The sequence below is a fragment of the Streptomyces sp. SCSIO ZS0520 genome (assembly GCF_025643355.1).
GTDB lineage: Bacteria > Actinomycetota > Actinomycetes > Streptomycetales > Streptomycetaceae > Streptomyces > Streptomyces physcomitrii.
The window spans coordinates 1,471,774-1,498,067 of the sequence record NZ_CP092644.1 but is presented as its reverse complement, the minus strand read 5'-3'; the positions used below and the strand labels follow the sequence as shown (position 1 = coordinate 1,498,067).

Annotated in this window: 24 protein-coding genes; 18 read left to right on the top strand and 6 right to left on the bottom strand. The window is 73.1% G+C overall.

The window, feature by feature from the left end; all coding sequences use genetic code 11:
* Positions 1 to 172 precede the first annotated feature (172 nt).
* A complete protein-coding gene (locus MID12_RS04935; protein ID WP_263165085.1) occupies positions 173 to 1,003 on the top strand; it encodes a sulfurtransferase in 831 nt (276 codons plus the stop codon).
* Between the two features lie 235 nt (positions 1,004 to 1,238).
* Here the strand turns inward: MID12_RS04935 and sepH are convergent, their stop codons facing one another.
* Positions 1,239 to 2,324, bottom strand: a complete 1,086-nt coding sequence (gene sepH, locus MID12_RS04930) for a septation protein SepH (RefSeq protein ID WP_263165084.1) — start codon at positions 2,322 to 2,324, stop codon at positions 1,239 to 1,241.
* Positions 2,325 to 2,805: 481 nt separating this feature from the next.
* On the opposite strand from sepH, the gene MID12_RS04925 reads away from it, so the two are divergent.
* Positions 2,806 to 4,053 carry a hypothetical protein gene (locus tag MID12_RS04925; protein WP_263165082.1) on the top strand — a complete coding sequence of 416 codons (1,248 nt, stop codon included), beginning with the start codon at positions 2,806 to 2,808 and terminating at the stop codon, positions 4,051 to 4,053.
* A gap of 58 nt (positions 4,054 to 4,111) precedes the next feature.
* Here MID12_RS04925 and MID12_RS04920 read toward each other — a convergent pair whose 3' ends face one another.
* Positions 4,112 to 5,419 carry a D-arabinono-1,4-lactone oxidase gene (locus tag MID12_RS04920; protein ID WP_040247349.1) on the bottom strand — a complete coding sequence of 436 codons (1,308 nt, stop codon included), beginning with the start codon at positions 5,417 to 5,419 and terminating at the stop codon, positions 4,112 to 4,114.
* Between the two features lie 271 nt (positions 5,420 to 5,690).
* On the opposite strand from MID12_RS04920, the gene MID12_RS04915 reads away from it, so the two are divergent.
* The gene (locus MID12_RS04915) at positions 5,691 to 6,818 is read left to right on the top strand and encodes a ferrochelatase (protein WP_263165081.1); all 1,128 of its coding nucleotides are present in this window, start codon (positions 5,691 to 5,693) and stop codon (positions 6,816 to 6,818) included.
* A 107-nt stretch (positions 6,819 to 6,925) separates the two neighbouring features.
* Positions 6,926 to 7,729: an inositol monophosphatase family protein gene (locus MID12_RS04910; RefSeq protein WP_040247342.1), complete on the top strand. Its 804-nt coding sequence runs from the start codon at positions 6,926 to 6,928 to the stop codon at positions 7,727 to 7,729.
* A gap of 97 nt (positions 7,730 to 7,826) precedes the next feature.
* Here MID12_RS04910 and MID12_RS04905 read toward each other — a convergent pair whose 3' ends face one another.
* Entirely contained in the window at positions 7,827 to 8,000 is a 174-nt protein-coding gene (locus tag MID12_RS04905; protein WP_163011103.1) for a hypothetical protein, read from the bottom strand.
* Between the two features lie 351 nt (positions 8,001 to 8,351).
* Here MID12_RS04905 and MID12_RS04900 point away from each other — a divergent pair, with 351 nt between their 5' ends.
* The 4 genes from MID12_RS04900 (at position 8,352) to MID12_RS04885 (ending at position 11,927) form a co-directional block, all read left to right on the top strand.
* Positions 8,352 to 9,005 carry a response regulator transcription factor gene (locus tag MID12_RS04900; protein WP_040247340.1) on the top strand — a complete coding sequence of 218 codons (654 nt, stop codon included), beginning with the start codon at positions 8,352 to 8,354 and terminating at the stop codon, positions 9,003 to 9,005.
* Positions 9,006 to 9,009: 4 nt separating this feature from the next.
* Entirely contained in the window at positions 9,010 to 10,290 is a 1,281-nt protein-coding gene (locus tag MID12_RS04895; protein ID WP_040247337.1) for a sensor histidine kinase, read from the top strand.
* A gap of 393 nt (positions 10,291 to 10,683) precedes the next feature.
* Entirely contained in the window at positions 10,684 to 10,980 is a 297-nt protein-coding gene (locus tag MID12_RS04890) for a DUF4193 domain-containing protein (protein ID WP_003951337.1), read from the top strand.
* 17 nt (positions 10,981 to 10,997) lie between these two features.
* Positions 10,998 to 11,927, top strand: a complete 930-nt coding sequence (locus MID12_RS04885) for a hypothetical protein (RefSeq protein WP_040247327.1) — start codon at positions 10,998 to 11,000, stop codon at positions 11,925 to 11,927.
* 18 nt (positions 11,928 to 11,945) lie between these two features.
* Here MID12_RS04885 and MID12_RS04880 read toward each other — a convergent pair whose 3' ends face one another.
* Positions 11,946 to 12,404: a DUF3093 domain-containing protein gene (locus MID12_RS04880; RefSeq protein WP_040247325.1), complete on the bottom strand. Its 459-nt coding sequence runs from the start codon at positions 12,402 to 12,404 to the stop codon at positions 11,946 to 11,948.
* Positions 12,405 to 12,587: 183 nt separating this feature from the next.
* Between MID12_RS04880 and MID12_RS04875 the strand changes: the two genes are divergently transcribed.
* The 8 genes from MID12_RS04875 to MID12_RS04840 all read left to right on the top strand — a co-directional run bounded on the left by MID12_RS04875 (position 12,588) and on the right by MID12_RS04840 (position 20,941).
* Positions 12,588 to 13,172 (top strand): PaaI family thioesterase, encoded by a 585-nt coding sequence (locus MID12_RS04875; RefSeq protein ID WP_263165080.1) that lies wholly within the window; start codon positions 12,588 to 12,590, stop codon positions 13,170 to 13,172.
* Positions 13,169 to 13,726 (top strand): dUTP diphosphatase, encoded by a 558-nt coding sequence (gene dut, locus MID12_RS04870; protein ID WP_263165079.1) that lies wholly within the window; start codon positions 13,169 to 13,171, stop codon positions 13,724 to 13,726. The genes MID12_RS04875 and dut overlap by 4 nt, the downstream gene beginning before the upstream one ends.
* Position 13,727: 1 nt before the next feature.
* Positions 13,728 to 14,489, top strand: coding sequence for a DUF3710 domain-containing protein (locus MID12_RS04865; protein ID WP_040247319.1), 762 nt, complete (start codon positions 13,728 to 13,730; stop codon positions 14,487 to 14,489).
* A gap of 295 nt (positions 14,490 to 14,784) precedes the next feature.
* A complete protein-coding gene (locus tag MID12_RS04860) occupies positions 14,785 to 16,014 on the top strand; it encodes an alginate lyase family protein (protein WP_263165078.1) in 1,230 nt (409 codons plus the stop codon).
* Between the two features lie 233 nt (positions 16,015 to 16,247).
* Positions 16,248 to 18,791 (top strand): ATP-binding protein, encoded by a 2,544-nt coding sequence (locus MID12_RS04855; RefSeq protein ID WP_040247313.1) that lies wholly within the window; start codon positions 16,248 to 16,250, stop codon positions 18,789 to 18,791.
* A gap of 94 nt (positions 18,792 to 18,885) precedes the next feature.
* Positions 18,886 to 19,605 carry a response regulator gene (locus MID12_RS04850; RefSeq protein ID WP_052482150.1) on the top strand — a complete coding sequence of 240 codons (720 nt, stop codon included), beginning with the start codon at positions 18,886 to 18,888 and terminating at the stop codon, positions 19,603 to 19,605.
* Positions 19,606 to 19,717: 112 nt separating this feature from the next.
* A complete protein-coding gene (locus MID12_RS04845) occupies positions 19,718 to 20,128 on the top strand; it encodes an OB-fold nucleic acid binding domain-containing protein (protein WP_078844757.1) in 411 nt (136 codons plus the stop codon).
* Positions 20,129 to 20,131: 3 nt separating this feature from the next.
* Positions 20,132 to 20,941, top strand: a complete 810-nt coding sequence (locus MID12_RS04840) for a DUF3159 domain-containing protein (protein ID WP_263165077.1) — start codon at positions 20,132 to 20,134, stop codon at positions 20,939 to 20,941.
* Between the two features lie 103 nt (positions 20,942 to 21,044).
* Here MID12_RS04840 and MID12_RS04835 read toward each other — a convergent pair whose 3' ends face one another.
* Positions 21,045 to 21,722, bottom strand: a complete 678-nt coding sequence (locus MID12_RS04835; protein WP_040247305.1) for a potassium channel family protein — start codon at positions 21,720 to 21,722, stop codon at positions 21,045 to 21,047.
* Positions 21,722 to 22,390, bottom strand: coding sequence for a potassium channel family protein (locus MID12_RS04830; protein ID WP_040247302.1), 669 nt, complete (start codon positions 22,388 to 22,390; stop codon positions 21,722 to 21,724). The genes MID12_RS04835 and MID12_RS04830 overlap by 1 nt, the downstream gene beginning before the upstream one ends.
* 296 nt (positions 22,391 to 22,686) lie before the next feature.
* On the opposite strand from MID12_RS04830, the gene MID12_RS04825 reads away from it, so the two are divergent.
* Together MID12_RS04825 and MID12_RS04820 are read left to right on the top strand one after the other, a co-directional pair.
* Positions 22,687 to 24,747 (top strand): APC family permease, encoded by a 2,061-nt coding sequence (locus MID12_RS04825; protein WP_263165076.1) that lies wholly within the window; start codon positions 22,687 to 22,689, stop codon positions 24,745 to 24,747.
* Positions 24,748 to 24,907: 160 nt separating this feature from the next.
* Complete coding sequence (locus MID12_RS04820; RefSeq protein WP_263165075.1) at positions 24,908 to 26,236, top strand: class I SAM-dependent RNA methyltransferase; 1,329 nt, start codon at positions 24,908 to 24,910, stop codon at positions 26,234 to 26,236.
* The last annotated feature ends 58 nt before the right edge of the window (positions 26,237 to 26,294 follow it).

Genomic DNA, 26,294 nt, shown 5'->3' with positions numbered 1-26,294 from the left:
CCGGGAGCGGCCGCCGCGCGGATTCCGGTGGGTGACCGTCCGCTCGCCGAGAGGCGTCGCTCAGTTCTACACCGTGTGCCCACTCCCGTACACCCTGTGGTGGTGCGCGTTGCTGAGTGCAGATTGGCTGAGCCGAGCCGAATCGGCCACCGGGTGCGCGAGGATGGGGAGCATGACTTCCTTGATCACCGCCGCCGGGCTCGCCGACGCCCTCGCGGGCGAGCGACCGCCCGTCCTCCTCGACGTCCGCTTCCAGCCGGCGGGCGGAGCGGACCAGCGCCCCGCCTACCTGGCGGGACACCTCCCGGGCGCGGTGTTCGTGGACCTCGACGCGGAGCTGGCGGGCCCGCCGGGACCCGCCGGGCGCCATCCGCTGCCCGATCCGGCTGTCCTCGGCGCCGCCCTGCGCCGGGCGGGTGTCTCGGCGGACTCCGAGGTCGTGGTCTACGACGACGGGCTCGGCTGGGGCGCCGCGCGGGCCTGGTGGCTGCTGCGCTGGGCCGGGCACGCGCGTGTACGGGTCCTGGACGGCGGGCTCCCGGCCTGGACGGGGGAGCGGGAGAGCGGCGAGGTGACGCCCGCGCCCGGTGACTTCGTGCCCCGGCCGGGCGGGATGCCGGTCCTGGACGCCGACGGCGCCGCGAAGCTCGCCCGCCGGGGGCTGCTCCTGGACGCCAGGGCCGCCGAGCGCTACCGCGGCGAGGTGGAGCCCATCGACCCGGTGGGCGGCCACATCCCGGGCGCCGTCTCCGCGCCCACCACCGAGAACCTGGCCGCGGACGGACGGCTGCGGCCCGCCCCCGAACTGGCGGCCCGCTTCGCCGCCCTCGGCGCCCCCGCGGCCGAGGAGGTCGGCGTCTACTGCGGCTCCGGGGTCTCCGCCGCCCAGCAGGTGCTGGCCCTGGAGGTGGCCGGAATCGAGGCGGCGCTCTACGTGGGCTCCTGGTCCGAGTGGACCGCGGACCGCTCCCGGCCGGTGGCCACCGGCGCCGAGCCGCAGTGACCGCGGGGCACTGAGCGCGGGGCCGTTCGTTCTTCGCATCGGGCTGGGCTCGCGGGGGCTGGCCCGCGCATCTGCCGCCTTGCCGTCGGCTGCCGGTGCCCCCGGGGGACCCGTCAGCCGCCGGTGCCCCCGGCGGACACGGCTGAGGGGAGCGCACCGAAGCGGTGCGCTCCCCTCAGCCGTGCGCGGTCATGTGCCGACCGCTCGGGGTCCGGCCCTGGTGAGGGCCGGACCGCTACTCCTTCTTGCGCCGGGTGCCGAAGACGATCTCGTCCCAGCTGGGCACCGCGGCCCGGCGGCCGGGACGCACCCCGTCGGCCTCCGCCTGGCGGTCGGTGGAGCCGACCAGGCGGTCGCGGTGGCTGGCCACGGCGCGCGGCATGAGCACGTCCGCATAGGCGGCACCGGCTCCGGCCGCGCTCGCGGGCGGCTCCTCGGCCTCCGGCTCCTCCTCGGGCTCGTCCTCCGGGGTGTGCTCGGCGGCGGCCGGAGCCGGACGCTCGGGCACGACCAGGTCACCGCGGAAGCTCGGCACCGCCTCCAGGAGGCTGGTGAGCGAGTCGCGGCCCTGGTCGGTCCCGGCGGTCGCGGTCGTGGACTCCTCCGCCTCCGGCGCGGGCGGCGGGGAGGCGGGCGGCAGCTGCCGGTCGAGTCCGCGGTCCAGCGGGCGGTCCCGGTCCAGCGGCCGGTCCCTGGGCAGGCGGGCGATCCGCGGGACGAAGGGGAAGCTCGGCTCCGGCTCGGCGAGGTCGTCGGACTCGCCGATCAGCGAGCGGGCCTCGTCGTCCACGGCCTGGACGAGCCGCCGGGGCGGGTCGTACGTCCAGCTCGCGGTGTGCGCCTCACCGGCCACCCGGTAGCCCAGGCAGACCTCCCAGGTGCCGTCGTCGCGGCGCCAGGAGTCCCACTGCACAGTGTCCTTCTCGGCACCGCGGACCAGCAGGCGCTCCTGCACGGCCTCGCCGAGCTGGGGGCCGGTGTTCTCGCCGGGCCTGCGCACCGGGGTCTTGCGGGCGCGCTCGGCCATGAAGGCGCGCTCGGCGAGGACCGGGCCCTCGAAGCGGCGCACGCGGTCGACAGGGATACCGGCGAGCTGGGCGACCTCCTCGGCGGTGGCACCGGCTCGTATCCGCGCCTGGATGTCACGGGGGCGGAGGTGGCTCTCCACCTCGATCTCGATCTGCCCGAGGCGCGGACGGTCACCGCGCACGGCAGCGCGGAGCCGTTCGTCGATGGGAAGCGTGTACTCCGTGCTGTCCGCAGCCTTGAGCACCAGCCGTGTGCCGTCGTTGGAGACGGCCACGACACGCAGTTCGGGCATGGGGACCTCCCGGGTGGTGCCTGCCGACGTCACCTGCGTCGCTGCTTCCGCTAGTCGAGTGTGGCCTGCCCGGGTGCAGCCTGCCACAACCTTGCCGAGTTGCCCGGCGTGTCGGGCGTGGGCCCTGGACCGCCGTTATGGCACGGTTACCAGTTCGCAACGCTCGGTGACCGGGCAGGTCACCCTGTGCAACGAGTCTCCCTCCTGGCGGCCCTGGCGAGCCCCCGTCACCCTGGTGGGAGACCTGACCCAGGGCTCGTCACACTACTCCATTCGTGCCATGTCGGTGGGGCGGCGCGCCACCGAACTTCTCGCGGGGGGCGGCAGTTGACCGCGCGGGGCCCTGATTCGGCCGTCACGGTCCGTGGCGTTCTTCACGTAATCGCCGTAATCGGAACTACGGACTTCGCCCGTACGTCCCTTTCTCCCGGAGCCCATGCACTTCGACGAGAAAGGCAGGCAAGGGTCAGATATGCGAGGGATGCCGGAGAGGGACCGGAAGCCGCCGGGCGGTGGCCGCGCCCGGGCCGGGGCGCCGGGGCGCCCGGCGGCCGAGGAGGAAGAGGAGGCGGGGCGCAAGCGCCGGCTCGACCTGAACCTGCCGCAGGTCGCGGGCGGCGCGGTGGCGGCGGTGGTCGCCGCCAAACTGGCCGCCAACCTCGGGGTCTACGGGACGATCCTGGGCGCGGGTGTGGTGAGCGTGGTGGCCACCTGCGGCGGCACCCTCTTCCAGCACTTCTTCCGGCGCACCGGCGAGCAGATCCGCGAGGTGGCCGTCCAGGCGAAGCCCAAGTCCCGCCAGGTGCCGGTGACTTCGGGCGGTGAACCGGTACCGCCCACCTTCCGGCCTGATCCCGCCCCGCCCCCCTTGCCGAGCGGCCCGCCCGCCCTGACGACCTGGAGCACCGCCGCCGCCGAGGGTGCGGCGGCCGGGGGCACCCGGCTGCTGCGCGACCCCGCCGCCGACCGCACCCGCCTGCTGCCGCAGGTCACCCCGGAACCCGGCGGCGACCGCACACCTGTCCCCGGGCTCCCCCCGGGTGAGTCGGCGCCCGGGGAGGACCCGGGCCGGGACGCCACCCGCCTGCTCACGGGCGCCGCCCCGAGCCCGCATGTCGCCGGGTCGGAGCCGGGGAGCGCGCGGTACGGGGAGGCCGAACCGCCGTACCGGGACGGCAGGTCCGGCGAACCGGACGGTCCCCGCCCGGACCACGGCTTCGGCGCCCCCTCGGTGCACCGCGCCCGCCGCGCCTCCCTGAAGCGCCCGCTCCTCGCCACCGCGGCGGTCTTCGCGCTCACCATGGGCGGGATCACCGCGTACGAACTCGTCTCCGGCCAGAGCCTGGACGGCGGGCGCGGCGGCACCACGGTCGGTGATGTGGTCTCCGGCGGCGGTCACCGCTCGGACCCCGCGCCCCGGGGGCCCGCGGACACCGGCGAGGAGCCCTCGGACTCGGGGAGCCAGGACGGCGGTTCGCCCCCTCCGGAGCAGAAGGAGACGCCGGGGAAGGAAGGCGCTCCGGAGGAGGACGGGGCGAACACGCCTTCCCCCGGGGCGAGTCAGCCGCAGCGGCCGGGGGAGAGCGATCCGAACGGCAGTTCACCGGAGGTACCGGGGGACGGCGACTCGACGCCCGCGCCCGAACCGAGCGGCGGCAAGGCCACCGGCGAGCCCCGCGAGAGCGGCAAGTCGCCCGCCGGGCAGGGGACTTCGGCCTCGGGGCGCTAGGGGTGGCGAGGGTCCGCGGCCGAGGCGGGCGGCCGGGGCGGGCAGCCGGGCGCCCCGCTCAGTCGCCGAGTACCCGGCGCAGATAGTCGTTCTGGAAGAGGCGGCCGGGGTCGAGGCGGTCGCGCAGGGCGGTGAACTCGCCGAAGTGCGGATAGGCCGCGGCGAGGTACTCGGCGCTCCGGGTGTGGATCTTGCCCCAGTGCGGGCGGCCCCCATGGGCGGTGAAGAGGCGCTCGGCGGCGCCGAAGTAGGCCTGGTGGGCGGTGCCGCGGTACAGGTGCACCGCGAGGTAGGCGGTCTCGCGGCCGGAGGCGGTGGAGAGCCAGACCTCGTCGGCGGGCGCGGTGCGCACCTCCACCGGGAAGCTGACCCGCAGCCCGGAGCGCTCGATCAGGGCGCGGAGTTCGCGCAGCACCTCCACCAGGGCGGCGCGCGGGAGGGCGTACTCCATCTCTATGAAGCGGACCCGGCGGGGGCTGGTGAAGACCTTGTGAGGGATGTCGGTGTAGGTCCGGGCCGAGAGGACGGTGCTCGCGAACCGGGCGAGCGGCGGGATCGTCGCCGGGACCGCCCGGCCGAGCGAATTGACCAGCTGGAAGGCGCCGTTGGAGAGGACCTCGTCCTCCAGGAGCCCGCGGACCCGGCCGACCGGGGCGGCCGGTCCCGCGCTGCGGTTGTTGCGCTTGGTGTTGCAGTTGCCGGTGTGCGGGAACCAGTAGAACTCGAAGTGCTCGTTCTCGGCGTGCAGCTGGTCGAACTCCGCGGTGACCCGCTCGAAGCTCATCGGCTCCTCACGGGCGGTGAGCAGGAAGAGCGGTTCCACCGCGAAGGTGAGCGCCGTCACGATGCCGAGGGCGCCGAGTCCGAGGCGCGCCGCGGCGAACAGCTCCGGGTTCTCCTCGGGGGAGCAGCGCAGCAGCTCGCCGTCGGCGGTGAGCAGTTCCAGGGCGCGGACCTGGGCGGCGAGCGAGGCGGTCTCGCGGCCGGTGCCGTGCGTCCCGGTGGCGAGGGCCCCGGCGACGGTCTGCTCCTCGATGTCGCCCATGTTGGCGAGCGAGAGCCCCTCGCGGGCAAGAGCCCGGTTCAGGCGCTTCAGGGGGGTCCCGGCCAGGACGGTCACCGTGCCCGCCGCCGGGTCGATCTCGCGTATCCCGGTGAGCAGTTCGGGGCGGACGAGCACTCCGTCGGTGGCCGCGGCGGCGGTGAAGGAGTGCCCGGTGCCGACCGCCTTGACCCGCAGCCCGTCCGCGGCGGCCGCCGCCACCGCCTCGCGCAGCTCCTCCACCGAGGCGGGGGTGACCTCCCGCGCGGGGCGGACGACGACGTTCCCGGCCCAGTTGCGCCAGGCACCGCTGTTCTTCGGCATGTGGTGAGGTCCCTCCGGGTCGCGACGCGCCGCGCGCGCATGGCACGTACCCCCCGGACGGGTCCTGGGACCCGCGGCTCGCGACGAGGGGCACCGAGACCGGCGCCCGTGTGACCCGCCGGTTCGCTGCTGGATCATACTCATGTGCCCTTTCGCGGCCTTCGGCCCGCTACCGGTCCGGCCCTCCCGGGTGCCGGGCGCGGGGAAGCCAAGGCGCCGCCCGGGCCGGTCGCCTGCGGTCGGGCGCGGGCCGGGTGGCAGGATCTCTGCCATGTCCCCAGAGCGCGATCCCGGTCCGTACGACGCCCTGCTGCTGCTCTCCTTCGGCGGCCCCGAAGGCCCCGAGGACGTGGTGCCCTTCCTGGAGAACGTCACCCGGGGCCGCGGCATCCCCCGGGAGCGGCTGAAGGAGGTCGGGCAGCACTACTTCCTCTTCGGCGGCGTCAGCCCGATCAACGAGCAGAACCGCGAGCTGCTCGCCGCGCTGCGCGAGGACTTCGCGGAGCACGGCGTGGACCTCCCCGTCTACTGGGGGAACCGCAACTGGGCGCCGTATCTGACCGACACCCTGCGCGAGATGGTCCGCGACGGGCGGCGGCGCGTCCTCGTCCTCGCGACCAGCGCCTACGCCTCCTACTCGGGCTGCCGCCAGTACCGCGAGAACCTCGCCGAGTCGCTGGCCGCCCTGGAGGCCGAGGGGCTGCCGCTGCCCCGTGTCGACAAGCTGCGCCACTTCTTCAACCACCCGGGCTTCGTCGAGCCGATGACCGAGGGGGTGCTCGCCGCCCTCGCGGAGCTGCCCGCCGAGGTGCGCGAGGGCGCCCACCTCGCCTTCACCACGCACTCCATCCCCACCGCCGCGGCCGACACCTCCGGCCCCGAGGAGGCGCACGGCGAGGGCGGCGCCTACGTGGCCCAGCACCTGGCGGTCGCCCGCCTGATCGCCGGGGCGGTACGGGAGCGGACCGGCGTCGACCACCCCTGGCGGCTCGTCTACCAGTCGCGCTCCGGCGCCCCGCACATCCCCTGGCTGGAGCCCGACATCTGCGACCACCTGGAGTCCGTCCACGCGGCCGGGGCGCCCGCCGTGGTCATGGCACCCATCGGCTTCGTCTCGGACCACATGGAGGTCCGCTACGACCTGGACACCGAGGCCCGCCAGAAGGCCGCCGAGCTCGGCCTGCCGGTGCGCCGCTCGGCCACCGTCGGCGCCGACCCGCGGTTCGCCGCCGCGGTGCGCGAACTGGTCCTGGAGCGCGCCGCCGCCGAACGCGGGCAGCCGGTCGAGCGCTGCGCCCTGGGCACACTCGGCCCGAGCCACGACCTGTGCCCGGTCGGCTGCTGCCCGGCCCGGACCCCCCGCCCGGCGGCCGCCGGAGCCGAGGGCCCCTACGCCTGAGAGCCTGGGCGAGGGCGGCCCGGATCCGCCGGATCCGCACCCCTCCCCGGCCGGGCAGCGCCGCCCGGCCCGCACATCCACCCCGTACGACCGGCCGGAGGAAACGAGTGACCGACCAGCTGAGGGCCGAACTCCTCGACATCGCCCTGGAGGCGGCCCGCCGCGCGGGCGACTTCCTGCGCGACGCCCGCCCCGACGACCTGGGCGTGGCCGCCACCAAGACCAGCGCGGTCGACGTCGTCACCGAGATGGACCTCGCCTCCGAGCGCATGATCACCTCGCTGATCACCGAGCGCAGGCCCGAGGACGGGGTGCTCGGCGAGGAGGGCGCGAGCGTCGAGGGCACCAGCGGCGTCCAGTGGGTGATCGACCCCGTCGACGGCACCGTCAACTACCTCTACGGGCTGCCCAGTTGGTGCGTGTCCATCGCGGCGCGCAAGGACGGCGAGACGCTGGTCGGGGTGGTCCACGCCCCGATGCGCGGCGAGACCTGCCGCGCCGTGCTCGGCGGGGGCGCCTACCTCGACGACCGGCCGATCCGGGTCCGCCCGGCCCCCGACTTCGCCCTCGCCCTGGTCGGCACCGGCTTCGGCTACCTCGCCGAGCGGCGTGCGAAGCAGGCCGAGGTGGTCCGGGCGCTCGTGCCGCGGGTGCGCGACATCCGGCGCGGCGGCTCGGCCGCCATCGACCTGTGCGATGTGGCGGCCGGCCGGCTCGACGCGTACTACGAGCGCGGGCTCAACCCCTGGGACATCGCGGCCGGCGACCTCATCGCCCGGGAGGCGGGCGCCCTCACCGGCGGGCGCCCCGGGCAGGCGGCCTCCGGCGAACTGACGGTGGCCGCGCCGCCCGGACTCTTCGAAGCCCTGCAGCAGCGCCTCGAGGAGCTGGGCGCCTGGCACGACGACTGAGACCCGGCGCGCGGGACCCCGGCACAGGGCAGGGCCCCGGCACCGGAAGCCCTCCGGTGCCGGGGCCCTGCCCCCGCGTGGGTCGCGCCTCGACGGCTCAGGCGTGCTGTACGTCCAGCTCCACTCCGTGATCGGCGGCGAGCCGGTGCAGATCGTCCAGCTCGGACTGCTCGACCTCGACGAGGAAGTCGTCGCCCGTCTCCCGGGCCCGGTGGAGGTCGGACTCGGTCGCCCTTATGCGCTGCAGAAGTCCCGTGGTGAAAGCGTCCATGGTTGCGCCCCCTCGTCCTGGGTCGTGGTCGGTGGCACGGGGGTGTGCCCAATGGGGACGATCACGGCTGCCCCGCCCTGCGGAAAGCGGTTCGTGGGTACGCCACAGCGGAAGCCTGATCGCGGGTGTGCAGTCGTCTTCCCCCTGCCGTCTTGGACGGAAACCTCGCCTCCGCAAGAAAATCTGCGCCCGTTCCCCCGTCCGGGGCGCGACCCTTGCGCCGCGGCGGTCCGGACCCCGCCCTCGGGCCGCCCTCCCGCCTTACCGCCGGTTTATGGCCGAAAGGGGCAGGATGGAGGCTCACCCCCGGAGCCGGGGCCGCCCCGCGCGGTCCCACAGGAAGGACGTCACGTGCGCGTACTCGTGGTCGAGGACGAGCAGCTGCTCGCCGATGCGGTGGCCACCGGACTGCGCCGGGAGGCCATGGCCGTAGACGTCGTCTACGACGGTGCCGCCGCCCTGGAGCGCATCGGGGTCAACGACTACGACGTGGTCGTCCTCGACCGCGACCTGCCGCTCGTCCACGGCGACGACGTCTGCCGCCGCCTGGTGGAGCTGGGCATGCCCACCCGGGTCCTGATGCTCACCGCCTCCGGGGACGTCAGCGACCGGGTCGAGGGCCTGGAGATCGGCGCCGACGACTACCTGCCCAAGCCCTTCGCCTTCACCGAGCTGATCGCCCGGGTCCGGGCGCTCGGCCGCCGCACCAGCCTGCCGCTGCCGCCCGTCCTGGAGCGCGCCGGGATCAAGCTGGACCCCAACCGCCGCGAGGTCTTCCGCGACGGCAAGGAGATCCAGCTCGCCCCGAAGGAGTTCGCGGTCCTGGAGGTGCTGCTGCGCAGCGAGGGCGCCGTGGTCTCCGCCGAGCAGCTCCTGGAGAAGGCCTGGGACGAGAACACCGACCCCTTCACCAATGTCGTACGGGTCACCGTGATGACCCTGCGCCGCAAGCTCGGCGAACCGGCGGTCATCGTGACCGTGCCCGGCTCCGGCTACCGGATCTGAGCCCGTGGTCAGCTCCGCGCCCACGCCCCCGGGGACCCCGCCGCGCCCGAACTGGGACCCCCGCCGCGTCGACCCGCCCTTCCCCTGGCTGCGCCCGACCATCCGGATACGGCTCACCCTGCTCTACGGGGGCATGTTCCTGATCGCGGGCATCCTGCTGCTCTCGATCATCTACCTGCTCGCCGCGCAGGCCGTCCACGTCGGCAACGAACTCCCGTTCAAGATCGTCCAGGGCACCGTGCTGCGGGTCTCCAGCGACGCCTGTCCGGCGCTGGTCTCCGCCACCGGCTCCCAGGACGCGTTCAACCAGGCGCTCAACGAGTGCGTGAACCACCAGCGCCAGGAGGCCCTGGACGACCTGCTGAGCCGCTCGCTGCTCGCCCTGCTCGGCCTCAGCGTGATCGCCTTCGCCTTCGGCTACGCCATGGCGGGACGGGTCCTCTCGCCGCTCGGCCGGATCACCCGTACCGCCCGGCAGGTGGCCGGCTCCGACCTCGCCCGCCGGATCGAACTCGACGGTCCCGACGACGAGTTGAAGGAGCTGGCGGACACCTTCGACGACATGCTGGAGCGGCTCCAGCGGGCCTTCACCGCGCAGCAGCGCTTCGTCGGCAACGCCTCGCACGAGCTGCGCACCCCGCTCGCGATCAGCCGCACCCTGCTGGAGGTGCAGCTCTCCGACCCCTCCGCGCCGCCGGAGCTGCGGCAGCTCGGCAAGACCCTCCTCGCCACCAACGAGCGCAGCGAGCAGCTCGTGGAGGGGCTGCTGCTGCTCGCCCGCAGCGACAACCAGATCGTCGAGCGCAAGCCGGTGGACCTGGCCGAGGTCGCCTCCCGGGCCATCGACCAGGTGCGCGCGGAGGCCGAGGAGAAGGACATCGAGCTGCGCGGCAGCCGCCAGGCGGTGATCGTGCAGGGCAACGGCGTCCTGCTGGAGCGGATCGCGCTGAACCTCGTGCAGAACGCCGTGCGCTACAACGTCCCGGCGGATCCGCGGGGCGAGGCGAAGACCGCCGAGCCGGGCTGGGTGGAGGTCGCCACCGAGGCCGCTCAGGGGCAGGCCGTGCTCGTGGTGGCCAACACCGGCCCGGTGGTCCCGGCGTACGAGATCGACAACCTCTTCGAGCCCTTCCGGCGGCTGCGCACCGAGCGGACCGGCAGCGACAAGGGGGTGGGGCTCGGCCTGTCCATCGTGCGCTCGGTCACCCGGGCCCACGGCGGGCAGATCTACGCGGAGCCGAGGGAGGGCGGGGGACTGGTGATGCGTGTCACGTTGCCGCTGTGAGCGGCGCGGCTCCCGGGGGACATTTTTCGCTTTCAGCGAAATCTCCGTGCCTGTCAACCTTTCCGGATTCTGTGTGATCACTCACAACAGAGCGGAGTTCACCTGTACTCTCCGTGTGCGCTCACCGGGCCGGAAGGCCTGGAAGATCCGGGTTTCCGGGGGTCCTGATCACGGGAAGTACACGGGGGTGGCCCCTGTGAAGTGCGAGATCGCGACCGTGTACGGTCCCGTTCGCCACCCAAGCCGATCACCCGCGGGGAGTCCGGTCGGGTGTCGATTGAGTAACAGACCTTGATGTGAGGCAAAATCTCCGCCTCAGGTCGGGCACAAGTCCGGCCTCTCACGCGTTACGTGCGCTGGAGACACCGCAGACACCCAGAGGGGGAGAGCGATATGGCAACCGACTACGACACGCCACGCAAGACCGATGACGACCTCAACGAGGACAGCATCGAGGAGCTCAAGGCGCGGCGGAACGACAAGTCCACCTCGACCGTCGACGTCGACGAGTTCGAGGCCGCCGAGGGGCTCGAACTCCCCGGCGCGGACCTGTCCAACGAAGAGCTGGCCGTCCGCGTCCTGCCCAAGCAGCAGGACGAGTTCACCTGCATGAGCTGCTTCCTGGTGCACCACCGCAGCCAGCTCGCGCGGGAGAAGAACGGTCAGCCGATCTGCCGGGACTGCGACTGATACGCGAAGGACATGCCGTGACCGGTTCGACCCCGCCCCGCAAGCGCTTCTTCCGAGGGCGGCAGGAGGCAGAGGGCGACCAGTCCGGCGGCGCACGTGACGACGAGCGGGGCCAGGAGGCCTCGCTCGCGCCTGCACCATCCGCCGCCTCCGGGGATTCCCCGGACAGCGGCACGGGGGCCGCCCTGGAGCGCGTGGCGGACGAGAGAGCAGACCTGGACCGACCATCCGGGTCCGGCGGCCGCGGTGCGGCCGTGAAGAAGGGGGTACGCAGAGGAGGCAGCCTCGCCAAGGCGGGCATCGGCCACCTCGCGGACCGCCTCATCGAGACCGCCCCGCGCATCCCTGTACGCGACCTGGCGACCCTGCGCCGGCACTTCCCCGGGCTCGGCCCCGAGGAGATCGCCGACAAGCTCGTCGCCGGCGCGGTCAACGGCACCTCCACCGTGGGCGCCGGAATCGGGGCCGCGGCGATGCTGCCGGTGCCGCCCGCGATGCCCGCGGAACTCGCGGCCGAGGTGAGCGGTGTCGCCCTCATCGAGCTGAAGCTCATCGCCGAGCTGTACGAGGTCTACGGCCAGCGTCCGGAGGGCAACCTCAAGGAGCGCAGCGTGACCTACCTGAACTCCTGGTCCGAGGAGCGCGGCATCGACGTCACCAAGCCGTCGACCTTCAACGCCGCCCTCGGCAGCCAGATGAAGCGCGAGCTGCGCCAGCAGATCATGAAGCGCATGGTGCGCAATCTGCCGAACCTGATGCCCTTCATGGTGGGCGCCACCGTCGGCGCGATGATGAACCGCCGCGACACCCGCAAGCTCGCCGAGCGCATCCGCAAGGACCTGCGCCGCCGCCAGGTCCCCTGGGACGCGCTGGCCGGACTCGGCCCGCTGGAGCAGCCGCCCGCGGCCCTCGACCTCACGAACCTGCCGCGCGAACTCGGCGGCTGACGCCCAACGCCCCGCCCCTCAGGAGGCGCGGACCTCGCCGAGCGCCGCCGCCAGCCGCTCGGGGTGGCGGGTGGAGAGATAGAGGTACGGCGTCGGGTCCTCGGGGTCGGTGACCTCGACCCGCAGGCCGGTGCGGACGTAGGCGCGCAGCAGCATGAAGGCCCGCGGATCCGCCTTGTGCGTACGCCAGGCCTGGCACTCCGCGGCGTCCATGACATGGCTCTCGCCGAGGGCGGTCAGCGGGATGCGGGCCTCGCCCGCGATCAGCGAGCCCTGGACGACGCGGATGCGCACCGCACCGTAGGAGCTGACGACCACCGCCGTCACCGCCACGCCCGCCACCAGCCCGCCGAGCAGCGCCAGCGGACCGAAGGGCAGCATCATCAGCCCGCCCGCGATCCCGACCAGGGCCGCGATCGCCCACCACGAGCGGGGCGCGGTCAGACGTTCTTCGTAGGGCGTGGCGGCAGGCTGCATGAGCCAAGCTTGGCACGCGGCCGGATAGCGGCGGTGGCGAGGTCCCCGCGGCGCCCGGGGCGGGCGGGAGCGCGGTGCCGGAGCGGGCGGGCGGCGGCGGCCCGAAGTCCCGTGCGCACGGCGCGGAATGCGGGGCCGGGCGGGGCGGCGCCCGGCGTCCGCCGCGGGGTAAGGTCTCGGCCTGTGAGTGGTACAACTTCAGCCCTTACCCCGCCCTCCTACGCCGTCGTCCCCGACCGCCACCCCGAGGCGCCCGCGCCCGGTGAGCTGCTCGGCTCCCACTACGGTCGGTGTTTCGGCTGCGGTACGGGCCAGTCGCACGGTCTGCACCTGGAGGCACGGGCGGGTGAAGGCCTGCGCGTGACCGCGGAGTTCACCGTCCGCGAGGTCCACCAGGGCGCCCCCGGGCTCGCGCACGGCGGGGTCCTCGCCACCGCGCTCGACGAGACCCTCGGCTCCCTGAACTGGCTGCTGCGCGCCATCGCCGTCACCGGCCGCCTGGAGACCGATTTCAAGCTGCCCGTCCCGGTCGGCTCGGTGCTGCACCTGGAGGCCGAGATCAAGGCGGTGGCCGGGCGCAAGATCTACTCGACCGCCACCGGGCGGATCGGCGGCCCCGAGGGACCCGTCGCGGTCCGCGCGGACGCCCTGTTCATCCAGGTCAAGGTCGAGCACTTCATCGAGAACGGCCGCTCCGAGGAGATCAACGCCGCCATGAACGACCCCGACCAGGTCCGCCGGGCCCGCGCCTTCGAGGTGAACCCGTGAGCGCCGGCCTGGAGGTGCGCATCCGCCGCGTCGACCCGGAGGTGCCGCTGCCCGCCTACGCGCTGCCCGGCGACGCCGGGGCCGATCTGCGCACCACCGAGCCCTGTGAACTGGCGCCCGGGGAGCGCGCGGTGCTGCCCACCGGGGTGGCGATCGCGCTGCCCGAGGGGTACGCGGCCTTCGTGCACCCCCGCTCCGGTCTCGCCGCCCGCTGCGGAGTCGCCATGGTGAATGCCCCGGGGACGATTGATGCCGGGTACCGTGGGGAGATCAAGGTGATCGTGGTGAATCTCGATCCGCGCGAGAGCGTGCGGTTCGAGCGGTTCGACCGGATTGCCCAACTGGTCGTCCAGCAGGTCGAGAGGGTCCGCTTCCGCGAGGTGGCGGAACTTCCCGGATCGGTGCGGGCCGAAGGGGGCTTCGGGTCCACCGGCGGTCACGCCGCCGTGGGCGTGGGGGCTCACCCGGGCCGGACCGAGGTCCTGCCGGGAGACGGCGGGCAAGAGGGCGGGAATCGATACGCATCGGTCGTATCCGACCGGGAAGGACAGTGACGTGTTCGGACGTCGCAACAAGAAGGAGTCCGCTGAGGCGGAGGCGGCGAGCGAGGCCGAGCAGGTCGACGTCGACGACGTCGCGGCGGACGAGGCCGAGGAACGGGTCCGGCTGGAGCCGGAGCCCCGCCCCGACGGGCCCTGGGACAGCACCGAGGTGACCAGCCCCGCCGAGGGCCGGGTCGATCTCGGCGGTCTCTTCGTGCCCGGGGTCGAGGGCATGGAGCTGCGGGTCGAGGTCGCCGGGGACGCCATCGTGGCGGCCACCGTCGTGCTGCGCGACAGCGCCATCCAGCTCCAGGGCTTCGCCGCTCCCAAGCGCGAGGGCATCTGGGGCGAGGTGCGCGAGGAGATCGCCACCGGCATCACCCAGCAGGGCGGCGTGATCGACGAGGTCGAGGGCCCGCTCGGCTGGGAGCTGCGCGCGCAGGTCCCGGTCAAGCTGCCGGACGGCACCGGCGGCTTCCAGGTCGTGCGCTTCGTGGGCGTGGACGGCCCGCGCTGGTTCCTGCGCGGGGTGATCTCCGGTCAGGGCGCGGTCCAGCCGCAGGCCGCCGGGCTCCTGGAGCAGATCTTCCGGGACACCGTGGTGGTCCGCGGCGAGGGTCCGATGGCGCCCCGCGACCCGATCGTCCTGAAGCTGCCCGAGGACGCGCAGATGGTGGCCGAGGGCGGCGTGCAGCAGGAGGACCAGGCGACCTCGCGCTTCTCCGGCGGCATGGGCCAGCTGGCCCGCGGCCCGGAGATCACCGAGGTCCGCTGAGACCCCCAGACCACCGAGGTCCGCAGAGGCACCGTCCCCGGATCGGCCCCGCGCCGACCGGGGACCAGGAGAGGGCCGCACCCCGCAGCCGGGGTGCGGCCCTCTCGTATGCCCGCTCCCTCCCCGCCGCCCGTTCCCGCCCGGCCCGCGCCTCCATTTCTCGAATGTGAAAAGCGGCCCGGCTGTGAACGCCCCTTCATCTCTTGACGCCCCCGGGTCGCCTCCCTAGGTTCACGAGCCAGCACGGTGTTCACCCATCAGATGCTGTTCCCCTACGAGAACGGATGGCCCCCACATGCCAGGCGACCCCGTTTCCGCGCTCGCCCCCCGCCGCATCCGCCGCCCCGCCTTCCTCGCCACCGCGGCCGCGGTGCTGCTCGCCCTCGCCGCCGGACTCCTCGGCCTGCCCGGCGCCCAGCGGGCCGAGGCCGCCCCCGCGGACTTCGCCCACCCCGGCGTCCTGGTCTCCAAGAGCCAGCTGGACCTCGCCCGCGAGAAGGTCGGCTCCGGAGCCCAGCCCTGGAAGTCCGCCTTCGACCAGATGATGGCGAGCACGTACGCCTCGCTCTCCCGGACCGCCAAGCCCCGCGAGATCGTCGAGTGCGGCTCGTACTCGGATCCCAACTACGGCTGCACGGACGAGCGGGAGGACGCGATCGCCGCGTACACCCAGGCGCTCGCCTGGTACCTGACCCGCGACGAGCGGCACGCGCGGAAGGCCATCGAGCTGATGGACGCCTGGTCCGCCACGATCAAGGACCACACCAACAGCAACGCCCCGCTGCAGACCGGCTGGGCCGGATCGGTCTGGCCGCGGGCCGCCGAGATCATCAAGTACACCTACACCGGTGACTGGGCGAACGCCGGGCGCTTCGCCACCATGCTGCGCGAGGTCTACCTGCCCAAGGTCATCAACGGCTCCAATTCCAACGGGAACTGGGAGCTGACCATGACCGAGGCCGCGATCGGCATCGCCGTCTTCCTGGAGGACAAGGGCGCCTACGACAAGGCGATGGGCCTCTTCCGCACCCGTACCGCCGCCTATGTCTACCTGGAGTCCGACGGCGAGCTGCCGAAGACGGTGCCCAGCCAGCACCTCGACACCCGGGAGAAGATCGTCTCCTACTGGCAGGGGCAGGGCACCTTCGTCACCGGGCTCACCCAGGAGACCTGCCGCGACTTCGTCCACACCGGATACGGCATCTCCTCGATCTCGCATGTCGCCGAGACCAGCCGCATCCAGGGCGAGGACCTCTACGGCACCGACGTCGGCGAGCGGCTGCGCCAGGCCCTCGGCTTCCAGTCCCGGTACGAACTCGGCGAGGCTCCCCCCGGCTGGCTGTGCGGCGGGGGAGTCGAGCGCGGCCTCGGTCCCGTCACCGAGGTCGGCTACAACGCCCTGCACGGGCGGCTCGGCATCCCGATGGCCAACACCCAGCGGCTCACCGAGCAGAACCGCCCGGCCGGTTCCAACAACCTCTTCGTCGCCTGGGAGACCCTGACCCACGGCGAGAACACCGCCTGAGCGGGGGCACGCGCGGGGGCCGGGGCCCGGCCGGCGGTCATCCACCGGGCCCCGGCCCCCGCGCCGCCCGGCCGTCGCGTACCCCCGCCAGGGCCGCCCCCGCGAGGCCCATCAGAGTTGCGTCAAAGAGTCCCGCACATCCCGCCCCTGCCGGTCTTTGCCCGGTTTGGCCGCTGTAACGTCGGCACCGTCCGCACACGGTTCGCGGTGGTCACGGGAAGACAATGGGGCCCATGGGACGAGGCAAGCTCCGCATCTACCTCGGTGCGGCACCCGGTGTGGGCAAGACGTACGCGATGCTCTCCGAGGCGCACCGCAGGGTGGAGCGCGGCACCGACTGCGTGGTCGCCTACGCCGAGCCGCACGAGCGGCCGCGCACCGAGATCCTGCTGCACGGCCTCGAACAGCTGCCGCGCAGGGAGCTGTGCCACCGCGGCGCCGCCTTCACCGAGATGGACGTGGACGCGGCCCTGGAACGCCGCCCCGCCGTCGCCCTCGTCGACGAACTCGCGCACACCAACATCCCCGGCTCCCGCAACGCCAAGCGCTGGCAGGACGTCGAGGAACTCCTCGCCGCCGGGATCGACGTCGTCTCCACCGTGAACATCCAGCACCTGGAGTCGCTCGGCGACGTCGTCGAGTCGATCACCGGGGTGCGCCAGCAGGAGACGGTGCCGGACGAGGTGGTCCGGCACGCCGACCAGATCGAACTCGTCGACATGTCGCCGCAGGCGCTGCGCCGCCGCATGGCGCACGGCAACATCTACCAGCCGGACCGGGTCGACGCCGCCCTCTCCAACTACTTCCGCCCCGGCAACCTCACCGCGCTGCGCGAGCTGGCGCTGCTCTGGGTCGCCGACCGGGTCGACGAATACCTCCAGCAGTACCGCGGCGAACACGACATCCGCTCCACCTGGCAGGCCCGTGAACGCATCGTCGTCGGCCTCACCGGCGGACCCGAGGGCCGCACCCTGATCCGCCGCGCCTCCCGGATGGCCGCCAAGGGCTCCGGCAGCGAGATCCTCGCCGTCTACATCGCCCGCAGCGACGGGCTGACCGCCGCCTCGCCGAAGGAACTCGCCGTCCAGCGCACCCTGGTGGAGGACCTCGGCGGCACCTTCCACCACGTGATAGGCGACGACATCCCCTCCGCGCTCCTGGAGTTCGCCCGCGGGGTCAACGCCACCCAGATCGTGCTCGGCTCCAGCCGCCGCAAGGCCTGGCAGTACGTCTTCGGGCCCGGGGTCGGCATGACGGTGGCCCGCGACTCGGGGCCCGACCTCGACGTGCACATCGTCACCCACGAGGAGGCCGCCAAGGGCCGCGGGCTCCCGGTCACCCGGGGCGCCCGGCTCGGCCGCCCGCGCCTGATCGCCGGGTGGATCATCGGCGTCGCCGGTCCCGCGCTGCTCGCCCTGCTGCTGCACGAGTTCGACTCCGACCTGGGCCTCGCCAACGACGTCCTGCTCTTCCTCAGCCTGACCGTGGCCGCCGCCCTGCTCGGCGGGCTGCTGCCGGCCCTCGCCTCCGCGGCGGTCGGCTCCCTGCTCCTGAACTGGTACTTCACCCCGCCGGTACGCCGGATCACCATCGCCGACCCGAGCAATATCGTCGCCCTCGTCGTCTTCATCGCGGTCGCGGTGGCGGTCGCCTCGGTGGTCGACCTCGCGGCCCGGCGCACCCACCAGGCCGCCCGGCTGCGCGCCGAGTCGGAGATCCTCTCCTTCCTCGCGGGCAGCGTGCTGCGCGGCGAGACCACCCTCGACGCCCTGCTCGAACGCGTACGGGAGACCTTCGCCATGGACTCGGTGGCCCTCCTGGAGCGCGAGAGCGACGTCGCCCCCTGGACCAGCGCGGGCAGCGTCGGGCCCAACCCCTGCGTCCGGCCCGAGGACGCCGATGTGGACATGCCGGTGCGCGACACCATGGCGCTCGCCCTGTCCGGCCGGGTGCTGCCCGCCGAGGACCGCCGGGTGCTCGCCGCCTTCGCCGCCCAGGCCGCGGTGGTCCTGGACCGCCAGCGCCTGCAGTCCGAGGCCGAGCAGGCCCGCGCCCTCGCCGAGGGCAACCGGATCCGCACCGCGCTGCTCGCCGCGGTCAGCCACGACCTGCGCACCCCGCTCTCCGCGATCAAGGCCGCGGTCAGCTCGCTGCGCTCGGACGACATCGCCTGGTCCGAGCAGGACCAGGCCGACCTGCTCGAAGGCATCGAGGACGGCGCGGACCGCCTGGACCACCTGGTCGGCAACCTGCTCGACATGTCCCGGCTGCAGACCGGCACGGTCACCCCGCTGATCCGCGAGATCGACCTCGACGAGGTGGTGCCGATGGCGCTCGGCGGCGTACCCGAGGGCAGCGTCGCCCTGGACATCCCGGAGTCGCTGCCGATGGTCGCGGTCGACCCCGGGCTCCTGGAGCGGGCGGTGGCCAATGTGGTCGAGAACGCCGTGAAGTACAGCACCGGCGCCTCCCGGGTCCTGGTCGCCGCCAGCGCGCTCGGGGACCGGGTGGAACTGCGGGTCGTCGACCGGGGCCCCGGTGTCCCCGAGGAGGCCAAGGACCGCATCTTCGAGCCCTTCCAGCGGCACGGCGACGCCCCCCGGGGCGCGGGCGTCGGCCTCGGCCTCGCGGTCGCCCGGGGCTTCGCCGAGGCGATGGGCGGCACCCTCGCCGCCGAGGACACCCCCGGCGGCGGGCTCACCATGGTGCTGACCCTGCGCGCCCCCGCGCCGCGGCCCCCCGCCGCGGCCGAGCCCTCCGGACGGGCGGCCCGGTGAGCGGCCGCACCAGCACCGGGACCGGCCGCCCGGCCGCCGCCGGATCACCGCAGGAGGTCACCCCGTGACCACGGAAACAGAAAGGCGGGCGCAGATGCCGAAGCCCTCCACCGGTACGGGCGCCGCCGCGGGTACGCGGGTGCTCGTGGTCGACGACGAGCCCCAGATCGTCCGGGCCCTCGTGATCAACCTCCGCGCCCGCGGCTACGAGGTCGACGCGGCCGCCGACGGCGCCGAGGCGCTGCGCCTCGCCGCCGCCCGCCACCCGGACGTCGTCGTCCTCGACCTCGGACTGCCCGACATGGACGGCGTCGAGGTCATCCGCGGCCTGCGCGGCTGGACCCGGGTGCCGGTGCTTGTCCTCTCCGCCCGGCACAGCTCCGACGAGAAGGTCGAGGCCCTGGACGCGGGCGCCGACGACTACGTCACCAAGCCCTTCGGCATGGACGAACTCCTGGCCCGGCTGCGCGCCGCGGTCCGCCGGGCGGAGCCCACCGGCACCGGCGAGGAGCCGGTCACCGTCACCGCGCAGACCTTCACCGTCGACCTGGCCGCCAAGAAGGTCAACCGGGACGGCCGCGACGTACGCCTGACCCCGACCGAGTGGCACCTCCTGGAGGTCCTGGTACGCAACTCCGGCCGCCTGGTCAGCCAGAAGCAGCTGCTCCAGGAGGTCTGGGGCCCCTCGTACGGCACCGAGACCAACTATCTGCGGGTCTACATGGCCCAGCTGCGCCGCAAGCTGGAGGCCGACCCCGCGCACCCGCGGCACTTCGTCACCGAGCCGGGCATGGGCTACCGCTTCGACGCCTGAGGCGCGGCCCGCGGCGCGCGGTCCGCCGGCCCCGGGAGCCCGGGTGCGAGAAGTGGCACAGTAGCGCGCACCCGCTCACTTGAGTCCGGCCCGCGCGGGTACGCTTCCCCTTATGAGTGCCTCTTCGCGTCCCGCCAGGCCGGGTGGCCGGTTCCGGCGCATGCTCGACCGGTTCGCGGACATATCCGCGTCCCAGGAGGACCTGGAGTCGGAGGAACTGCGCGAGGACGCCGCCGAGACCGCCGGCTGCACCCGGATCAACGACTGCCGGGACCGCCAGATCGTCACCGTGACTGGTACCTTGCGCACGGTGACCCTGCGGCCGCGGGCCGGAGTCCCGGCCCTGGAGGCGGAGCTCTTCGACGGTTCGGCCGCGCTGGACGTGGTCTGGCTGGGCAGGCGCTCGATCGTCGGTATCGAACCCGGGCGCAAGCTGATCGCCTCCGGACGTGTCTCGCTGAGCCACGGCCGCCGGGTGCTGTTCAACCCCAAGTACGAACTCAGACCGCTCGGACGGGAGTAGCCCTTGACGTCCCTCGACAAGCCGACCGCACAACGGGAGCCGCACGAAGGCGGGCCCGCCGGTGAGGACGACTCCAGGGCCGTGACCGAGGCCGCCCTCTTCGAGGCCTTCGGCGGCCTGCGCGGCATGGTGGAGACCGTCCTTCCCGGCCTGCTCTTCGTGACGATCTACACCGTCAACAAGGACCTGCACAGCTCCGCCATCGCGGCGCTCGCGGTCTCGCTGCTCCTGGTGGCGGTCCGCCTGGTGCGCCGGGACACCGTCAAGCACGCCTTCAGCGGCGTCTTCGGGGTCGCCTTCGGCGTGGTCTTCGCGATGATGACCGGCAACGCCAAGGACTTCTACCTGCCGGGCATGCTGTACACCCTGGGCCTGGCCGTCGCGTACATCGTCACCACGCTCGCCGGGGTCCCGCTGATCGGCCTGATCCTCGGCCCGGTGTTCAAGGAGAACCTCTCCTGGCGCACCCGCAACCCCGGCCGCAAGACCGCGTACGCGAAGGCCAGTTGGGCCTGGGGGCTGATCCTGCTCGCCAAGTGCGCGATCCTCTTCCCGCTGTACTGGTGGGCCGACACCACCCAGCTCGGCTGGGTCCTGGTGGCCCTGAAGATCCCGCCCTTCCTGCTCGCCGTCTACCTCACCTGGCTCTTCCTCGCCAAGGCCCCGCCGCCGATCGACGTCTTCGCCGAGATGGAGGCCGAGGAGGCCGCCGAGAAGGCGGAGAAGGAGCGCCGCGCGGCCGAGGCCGCCGGGGAGGACGCCGCCGCCGGGCCCGCGGAGAGCACCGGCGCACGCCACCGCCGCGACACCTGAGGCGGCGGTCCCGGCCCGCCCGGACACGTACCCACGCAGAGAAGCGGGGCACCCCACACCCGGGGTGCCCCGCTCGCGTTCCCGTACGGGCCCGCCGTACGGCTCAGCTCTCCACGTCCTCCCGGCGCACCGAGAGCAGGTCCTCCAGCTGCTCCTCGCGGGCCTGCGCGGCCACGAAGAGGAGTTCGTCGCCCTCCTCCAGGGAGTCCTCGGGGGAGGGGGCGAGCACCCGGTTCCCGCGGATGATGGTGACGAGCGAGGTGTCCTCGGGCCACTGGACCTCGCCGACCCGGGTGCCCGCGATCGCGGACTGCGGCGGCAGGGTCAGCTCGACCAGGTTGGCGTCCCCGTGGCTGAAGCGCAGCAGCCGCACCAGGTCGCCGACGCTGACCGCCTCCTCCACGAGGGCGGACATCAGGCGCGGGGTGGAGACCGCGACGTCCACGCCCCAGGACTCGTTGAACAGCCACTCGTTCTTCGGGTTGTTCACCCGGGCCACCACGCGCGGCACCCCGTACTCCGTCTTCGCCAGCAGCGAGACGACCAGGTTGACCTTGTCGTCGCCGGTCGCGGCGATCACGACGTTGCAGCGCTGCAGCGCGGCCTCGTCGAGGGAGGTGATCTCGCAGGCGTCGGCGAGCAGCCACTCCGCCTGCGGTACGCGCTCGACCGAGATCGCGGTCGGCGCCTTGTCGATGAGCAGGACCTCGTGGCCGTTCTCCAGCAGCTCGCCCGCGATGGAACGGCCCACCGCCCCGGCTCCGGCAATGGCGACCCTCATCAGTGACCGCCCTCCTCGGGGCCCTCGGCGAAGGCCGCCTCGACCTTCTCGACATCGTCCGTACGCATCATCACGTGCACCAGGTCGCCCTCCTGCAGCACCGTCTGCGAGGTCGGCAGGACCGCCTCGCCGAGCCGGGTGAGGAAGGCCACCCGCACCCCCGTCTCCTCCTGGAGGCGGCTGATCCGCTGGCCCACCCAGGAGTCGTCCGCGTGCACCTCGGCGAGCTGCACGCCGCCGGTCGGGTCCCGCCACAGGGGCTCGGCGCCCGAGGGCAGCAGGCGGCGCAGCATCTGGTCGGCGGTCCACCGCACGGTCGCCACGGTCGGGATGCCGAGGCGCTGGTAGACCTCGGCGCGGCGGGGGTCGTAGATGCGGGCCGCGACGTTCTCGACGCCGAACATCTCGCGGGCGACACGGGCGGCGATGATGTTGGAGTTGTCGCCGCTGGAGACCGCGGCGAAGGCGCCGGCCTCCTCGATGCCCGCCTCCCGCAGGGTGTCCTGGTCGAAGCCGACGCCGGTGACGCGGCGCCCGCCGAAACCGGCACCGAGGCGCCGGAAGGCGGTCGGGTCCTGGTCGACCACCGCGACCGTGTGCCCTTGCTGTTCCAGGGTCTGCGCGAGGGCGGAGCCCACCCGGCCGCAACCCATGATGACGATGTGCACCTACCTGTACCCCGTCCTGGTCGCGCCGTTGACCTGCGAATACACCCTGCTCACACTTCTTTCCCGGTCCGAGCGGCTACATCGGGCCACGGACTCGTGCCGGTGCCCCGCAGCCGAGCTTATGCCGCGGGCCGCACACCGCCGCCCTCCCCGTACCGTACGGCCGGGCGGGGCCCCCGGGGGAGGCGGGGCGCAAGGTGCGGGGGCTGGCCACTTCCTGACGGTCAGGTGGCTGCCCGGGTCGCGGGCAGGTGGCGGATAGGCAGGGCCTCTGCCCAACGCATACGATCCTCTGCGTGTCCAAACTGACCGACGTGCCCAAGCGGATCCTGATCGGGCGCGCACTGCGCAGCGACCGGCTGGGGGAGACCCTCCTGTCCAAGCGCATCGCCCTCCCCGTGTTCGCCTCGGACCCCCTGTCGTCCGTGGCGTACGCGCCGGGAGAAGTGCTCCTGGTCCTGTCCATCGCGGGTGTCTCGGCCTACCACTTCAGCCCCTGGATCGCGGTCGCGGTCGTGGTGCTGATGTTCACCGTCGTCGCCTCCTACCGGCAGAACGTCCACGCCTACCCCAGCGGCGGCGGCGACTACGAGGTGGCCAACACCAACCTCGGCCCCAAGGCGGGCCTCACGGTGGCCAGCGCCCTGCTCGTCGACTACGTGCTGACCGTCGCGGTGTCCATCTCCTCCGGGGTGGAGAACCTCGGCTCGGCGGTCCCCTTCGTCGTGGAGAACAAGGTCCTCTGCGCCGTCGCGATCATCGTCCTGCTGACCCTGATGAACCTCCGCGGGGTCAAGGAGTCCGGCAAGCTCTTCGCGATCCCCACGTACGTCTTCGTCGCCGGTGTCTTCCTGATGATCGTCTGGGGCGCCGTCAAGGGCATCCTCATGGACGAGACGCTGCGCGCCCCCACCTCGGTCTACGAGATCAAGCCCGAGCACCAGGGCCTCGCCGGATTCGCGCTGGTCTTCCTGCTGCTGCGCGCCTTCTCCTCCGGCTGCGCCGCGCTCACCGGCGTCGAGGCCATCAGCAACGGCGTCCCCGCCTTCCGCAAGCCCAAGAGCAGGAACGCCGCCACCACGCTGGCGATGATGGGCCTGCTCGCCGTCACCATGTTCTGCGGGATCATCGCGCTGGCCGCCGCCTCCAAGGTGCGGATGGCCGAGAACCCGGCGAAGGACCTCTTCAGGGACGGCGTCCCGGTCGGCGAGGGCTATGTCCAGGACCCGGTGATCTCACAGGTCGCCGCCGCCGTCTTCGGTGACGGAACGTTCTTCTTCATCGTCCTCGCCGCGGCCACCGCCCTGGTCCTCTTCCTCGCCGCGAACACCGCCTACAACGGCTTCCCGCTGCTCGGCTCGATCCTCGCCCAGGACCGCTACCTGCCGCGCCAGCTGCACACCCGCGGCGACCGGCTCGCCTTCTCCAACGGCATCGTGCTGCTCGCCGGGGCCGCGGCCCTCCTGGTCGTCGTCTACGGCGCCGACTCGACCCGGCTGATCCAGCTCTACATCGTCGGCGTCTTCGTCTCCTTCACCCTCAGCCAGATCGGCATGGTCCGGCACTGGAACCGCCATCTGCGCAGCGAGCGCGACCAGGCCAAGCGCCGCCACATGCTGCGCTCCCGCGTCATCAACGCCTTCGGCGCCTTCTTCACCGGCTTGGTCCTGGTCGTCGTCCTGGTCACCAAGTTCACCCACGGCGCCTGGGTCGCCCTGCTGGGCATGGTCATCTTCTACGTCACGATGAGCGCGATCCGCCGCCACTACGACCGCGTCTCCGAGGAGATCTCGGCCCCCGAGGAACCCGCCGACGACATCGTCCGCCCCTCCCGTGTGCACTCCATCGTGCTCGTCTCCAAGATCCACCGCCCGACCCTGCGCGCCCTCGCCTACGCCAAGCTGATGCGCTCGGACACCCTGGAGGCGCTCAGCGTCAACGTCGACCCGGAGGAGACCAAGGCCCTGAAGGCCGAGTGGGACCGCCGCGGCATAGACGTCCCGCTCAAGGTCCTGGACTCGCCGTACCGCGAGATCACCCGCCCGATCATCGAGTACGTCAAGAGCCGCCGCCGCGAGTCCCCGCGCGACGCGGTGAGCGTGATCATCCCCGAGTACGTGGTCGGCCACTGGTACGAGCACCTGCTGCACAACCAGAGCGCGCTGCGCCTCAAGGGCAGGCTCCTGTTCACCAACGGCGTGATGGTCACCTCGGTGCCCTACCAGCTGGAGTCCTCCGAGGCCGCCAAGAAGCGCGCCCGCAAGCGCGCCGACTGGAACGCACCGGGCTCGGTCCGCCGGGGCCCCGTCGAGAAGCGCCCGAAGGACACCTCGAAGCCGGGCGGCGGCAGGCGCTGAGGCCCGCCGGGGCAGGGGCCTCACCAAGCTCCGGCCGGGGGTGGTGAACGCTGCCGCCGCGCGCACCTAGACTGGTGGGCTGCGCCGCCCGGCCATCGCCGCCCCGGCGAACCGCCCCGCCGGGGCCCGGCGCCCCCACCCTCACCCTGGAGTCCCCCGCATGTCGTCAGAACCCAAGAAATCGCTGGTGGGACAGGAGTACGAGGTCGAGGTCGGCCCGGTCGCCCACGGCGGCCACTGCATCGCCCGTACCGACGAGGGGCAGGTGCTCTTCGTCCGGCACACCCTGCCCGGCGAACGGATCGTGGCGCGCGTGACCGAGGGCGAGGAGGGCGCCCGCTACCTGCGCGCGGACGCCGTGGAGATCCTCGACCCCGCCAAGGACCGCGTCGAGGCCCCCTGCCCCTACGCGGGGCCCGGCCGCTGCGGCGGCTGCGACTGGCAGCACGCCAAGCCGGGCGCCCAGCGCCGGCTGAAGGGCGAGGTCGTCGCCGAACAGCTCCAGCGCCTCGCCGGGCTCACCCCCGAGCAGGCCGGCTGGGACGGCACGGTCGTCCCCGCCCCCGGCGACAAGCTCCCCGCGGGCGAGGTCCCGGCCTGGCGCACCCGGGTCCAGTACGCGATCGACGCCGAGGGCCGGGCGGGACTGCGCCGCCACCGCTCCCACGAGGTCGAGGTCGTCGACCGGTGCCTGATCGCGGCCCCCGGGGTGAGCGAACTCGGCGTCGAACAGCGCGAATGGCCCGGCATGGCCACCGTCGAGGCGATCGCGGCGACCGGCTCCCAGGACCGCCAGGTCATCCTGACCCCGCGCCCCGGCGGACGCCTCCCGCTCATCGAACTCGACCGCCCCGTCTCGGTGTTGCGGGTCCACGAGGGCGACGGCAGCGTGCACCGCGTCCACGGCCGCCCCTTCGTGCGCGAACGCGCCGCCGAGCACACCTGGCGGGTCGGCAACGGCGGCTTCTGGCAGGTCCACCCGAAGGCCGCGGACCTGCTCGTCGAGGCGGCGATGCAGGGCCTGATGCCCCGCAAGGGCGAGACCGCACTCGACCTCTACTGCGGAGTCGGCCTGTTCGCCGGAGCCCTCGCCGACCGCCTCGGCGACAAGGGCGCCGTCCTCGGCATCGAATCCTCCAAGCGCGCCGCCGAGGACGCCCGCCACAACCTCCGCGACTTCGACCGCGTACGCATCGAACACGGCAAGGTCGAGTCCGTCCTCCCCCGCACCGGCATCACCGAGGCCGACCTCATCCTCCTCGACCCACCCCGCTCCGGCGCCGGCCGCCCCACCGTCCACCTCCTCACCACCCTCACCCCCCGCCGCATCGCCTACATCGCCTGCGACCCGGCAGCCCTGGCCCGCGACCTCGGCTATTTCGGGGAAGAGGGGTACCGGGTGCGGACTCTGCGGGTGTTTGATTTGTTTCCGATGACCCACCACGTTGAATGTGTCGCGATCCTTGAGCCCGTGGAGAAGGGCCGCTGACCTGCCGTTTTGGCGACTTTGCATTATGTGCGCTGTGTGCGTTACGGGCGATATCTTG

Coding starts and splice junctions, on each gene's coding strand:
- MID12_RS04835 (WP_040247305.1), bottom strand. CDS start 21,722: ATGAGGGTCGCCATTGCCGGAGCCGGGGCGGTGGGCCGTTCCATCGCG.
- MID12_RS04935 (WP_263165085.1), top strand. CDS start 173: ATGACTTCCTTGATCACCGCCGCCGGGCTCGCCGACGCCCTCGCGGGC.
- MID12_RS04845 (WP_078844757.1), top strand. CDS start 19,718: ATGAGTGCCTCTTCGCGTCCCGCCAGGCCGGGTGGCCGGTTCCGGCGC.
- MID12_RS04855 (WP_040247313.1), top strand. CDS start 16,248: ATGGGACGAGGCAAGCTCCGCATCTACCTCGGTGCGGCACCCGGTGTG.
- MID12_RS04880 (WP_040247325.1), bottom strand. CDS start 12,404: ATGCAGCCTGCCGCCACGCCCTACGAAGAACGTCTGACCGCGCCCCGC.
- MID12_RS04820 (WP_263165075.1), top strand. CDS start 24,908: ATGTCGTCAGAACCCAAGAAATCGCTGGTGGGACAGGAGTACGAGGTC.
- MID12_RS04905 (WP_163011103.1), bottom strand. CDS start 8,000: ATGGACGCTTTCACCACGGGACTTCTGCAGCGCATAAGGGCGACCGAG.
- MID12_RS04915 (WP_263165081.1), top strand. CDS start 5,691: ATGTCCCCAGAGCGCGATCCCGGTCCGTACGACGCCCTGCTGCTGCTC.
- MID12_RS04890 (WP_003951337.1), top strand. CDS start 10,684: ATGGCAACCGACTACGACACGCCACGCAAGACCGATGACGACCTCAAC.
- MID12_RS04920 (WP_040247349.1), bottom strand. CDS start 5,419: ATGCCGAAGAACAGCGGTGCCTGGCGCAACTGGGCCGGGAACGTCGTC.
- sepH (WP_263165084.1), bottom strand. CDS start 2,324: ATGCCCGAACTGCGTGTCGTGGCCGTCTCCAACGACGGCACACGGCTG.
- MID12_RS04860 (WP_263165078.1), top strand. CDS start 14,785: ATGCCAGGCGACCCCGTTTCCGCGCTCGCCCCCCGCCGCATCCGCCGC.
- MID12_RS04925 (WP_263165082.1), top strand. CDS start 2,806: ATGCCGGAGAGGGACCGGAAGCCGCCGGGCGGTGGCCGCGCCCGGGCC.
- MID12_RS04850 (WP_052482150.1), top strand. CDS start 18,886: ATGCCGAAGCCCTCCACCGGTACGGGCGCCGCCGCGGGTACGCGGGTG.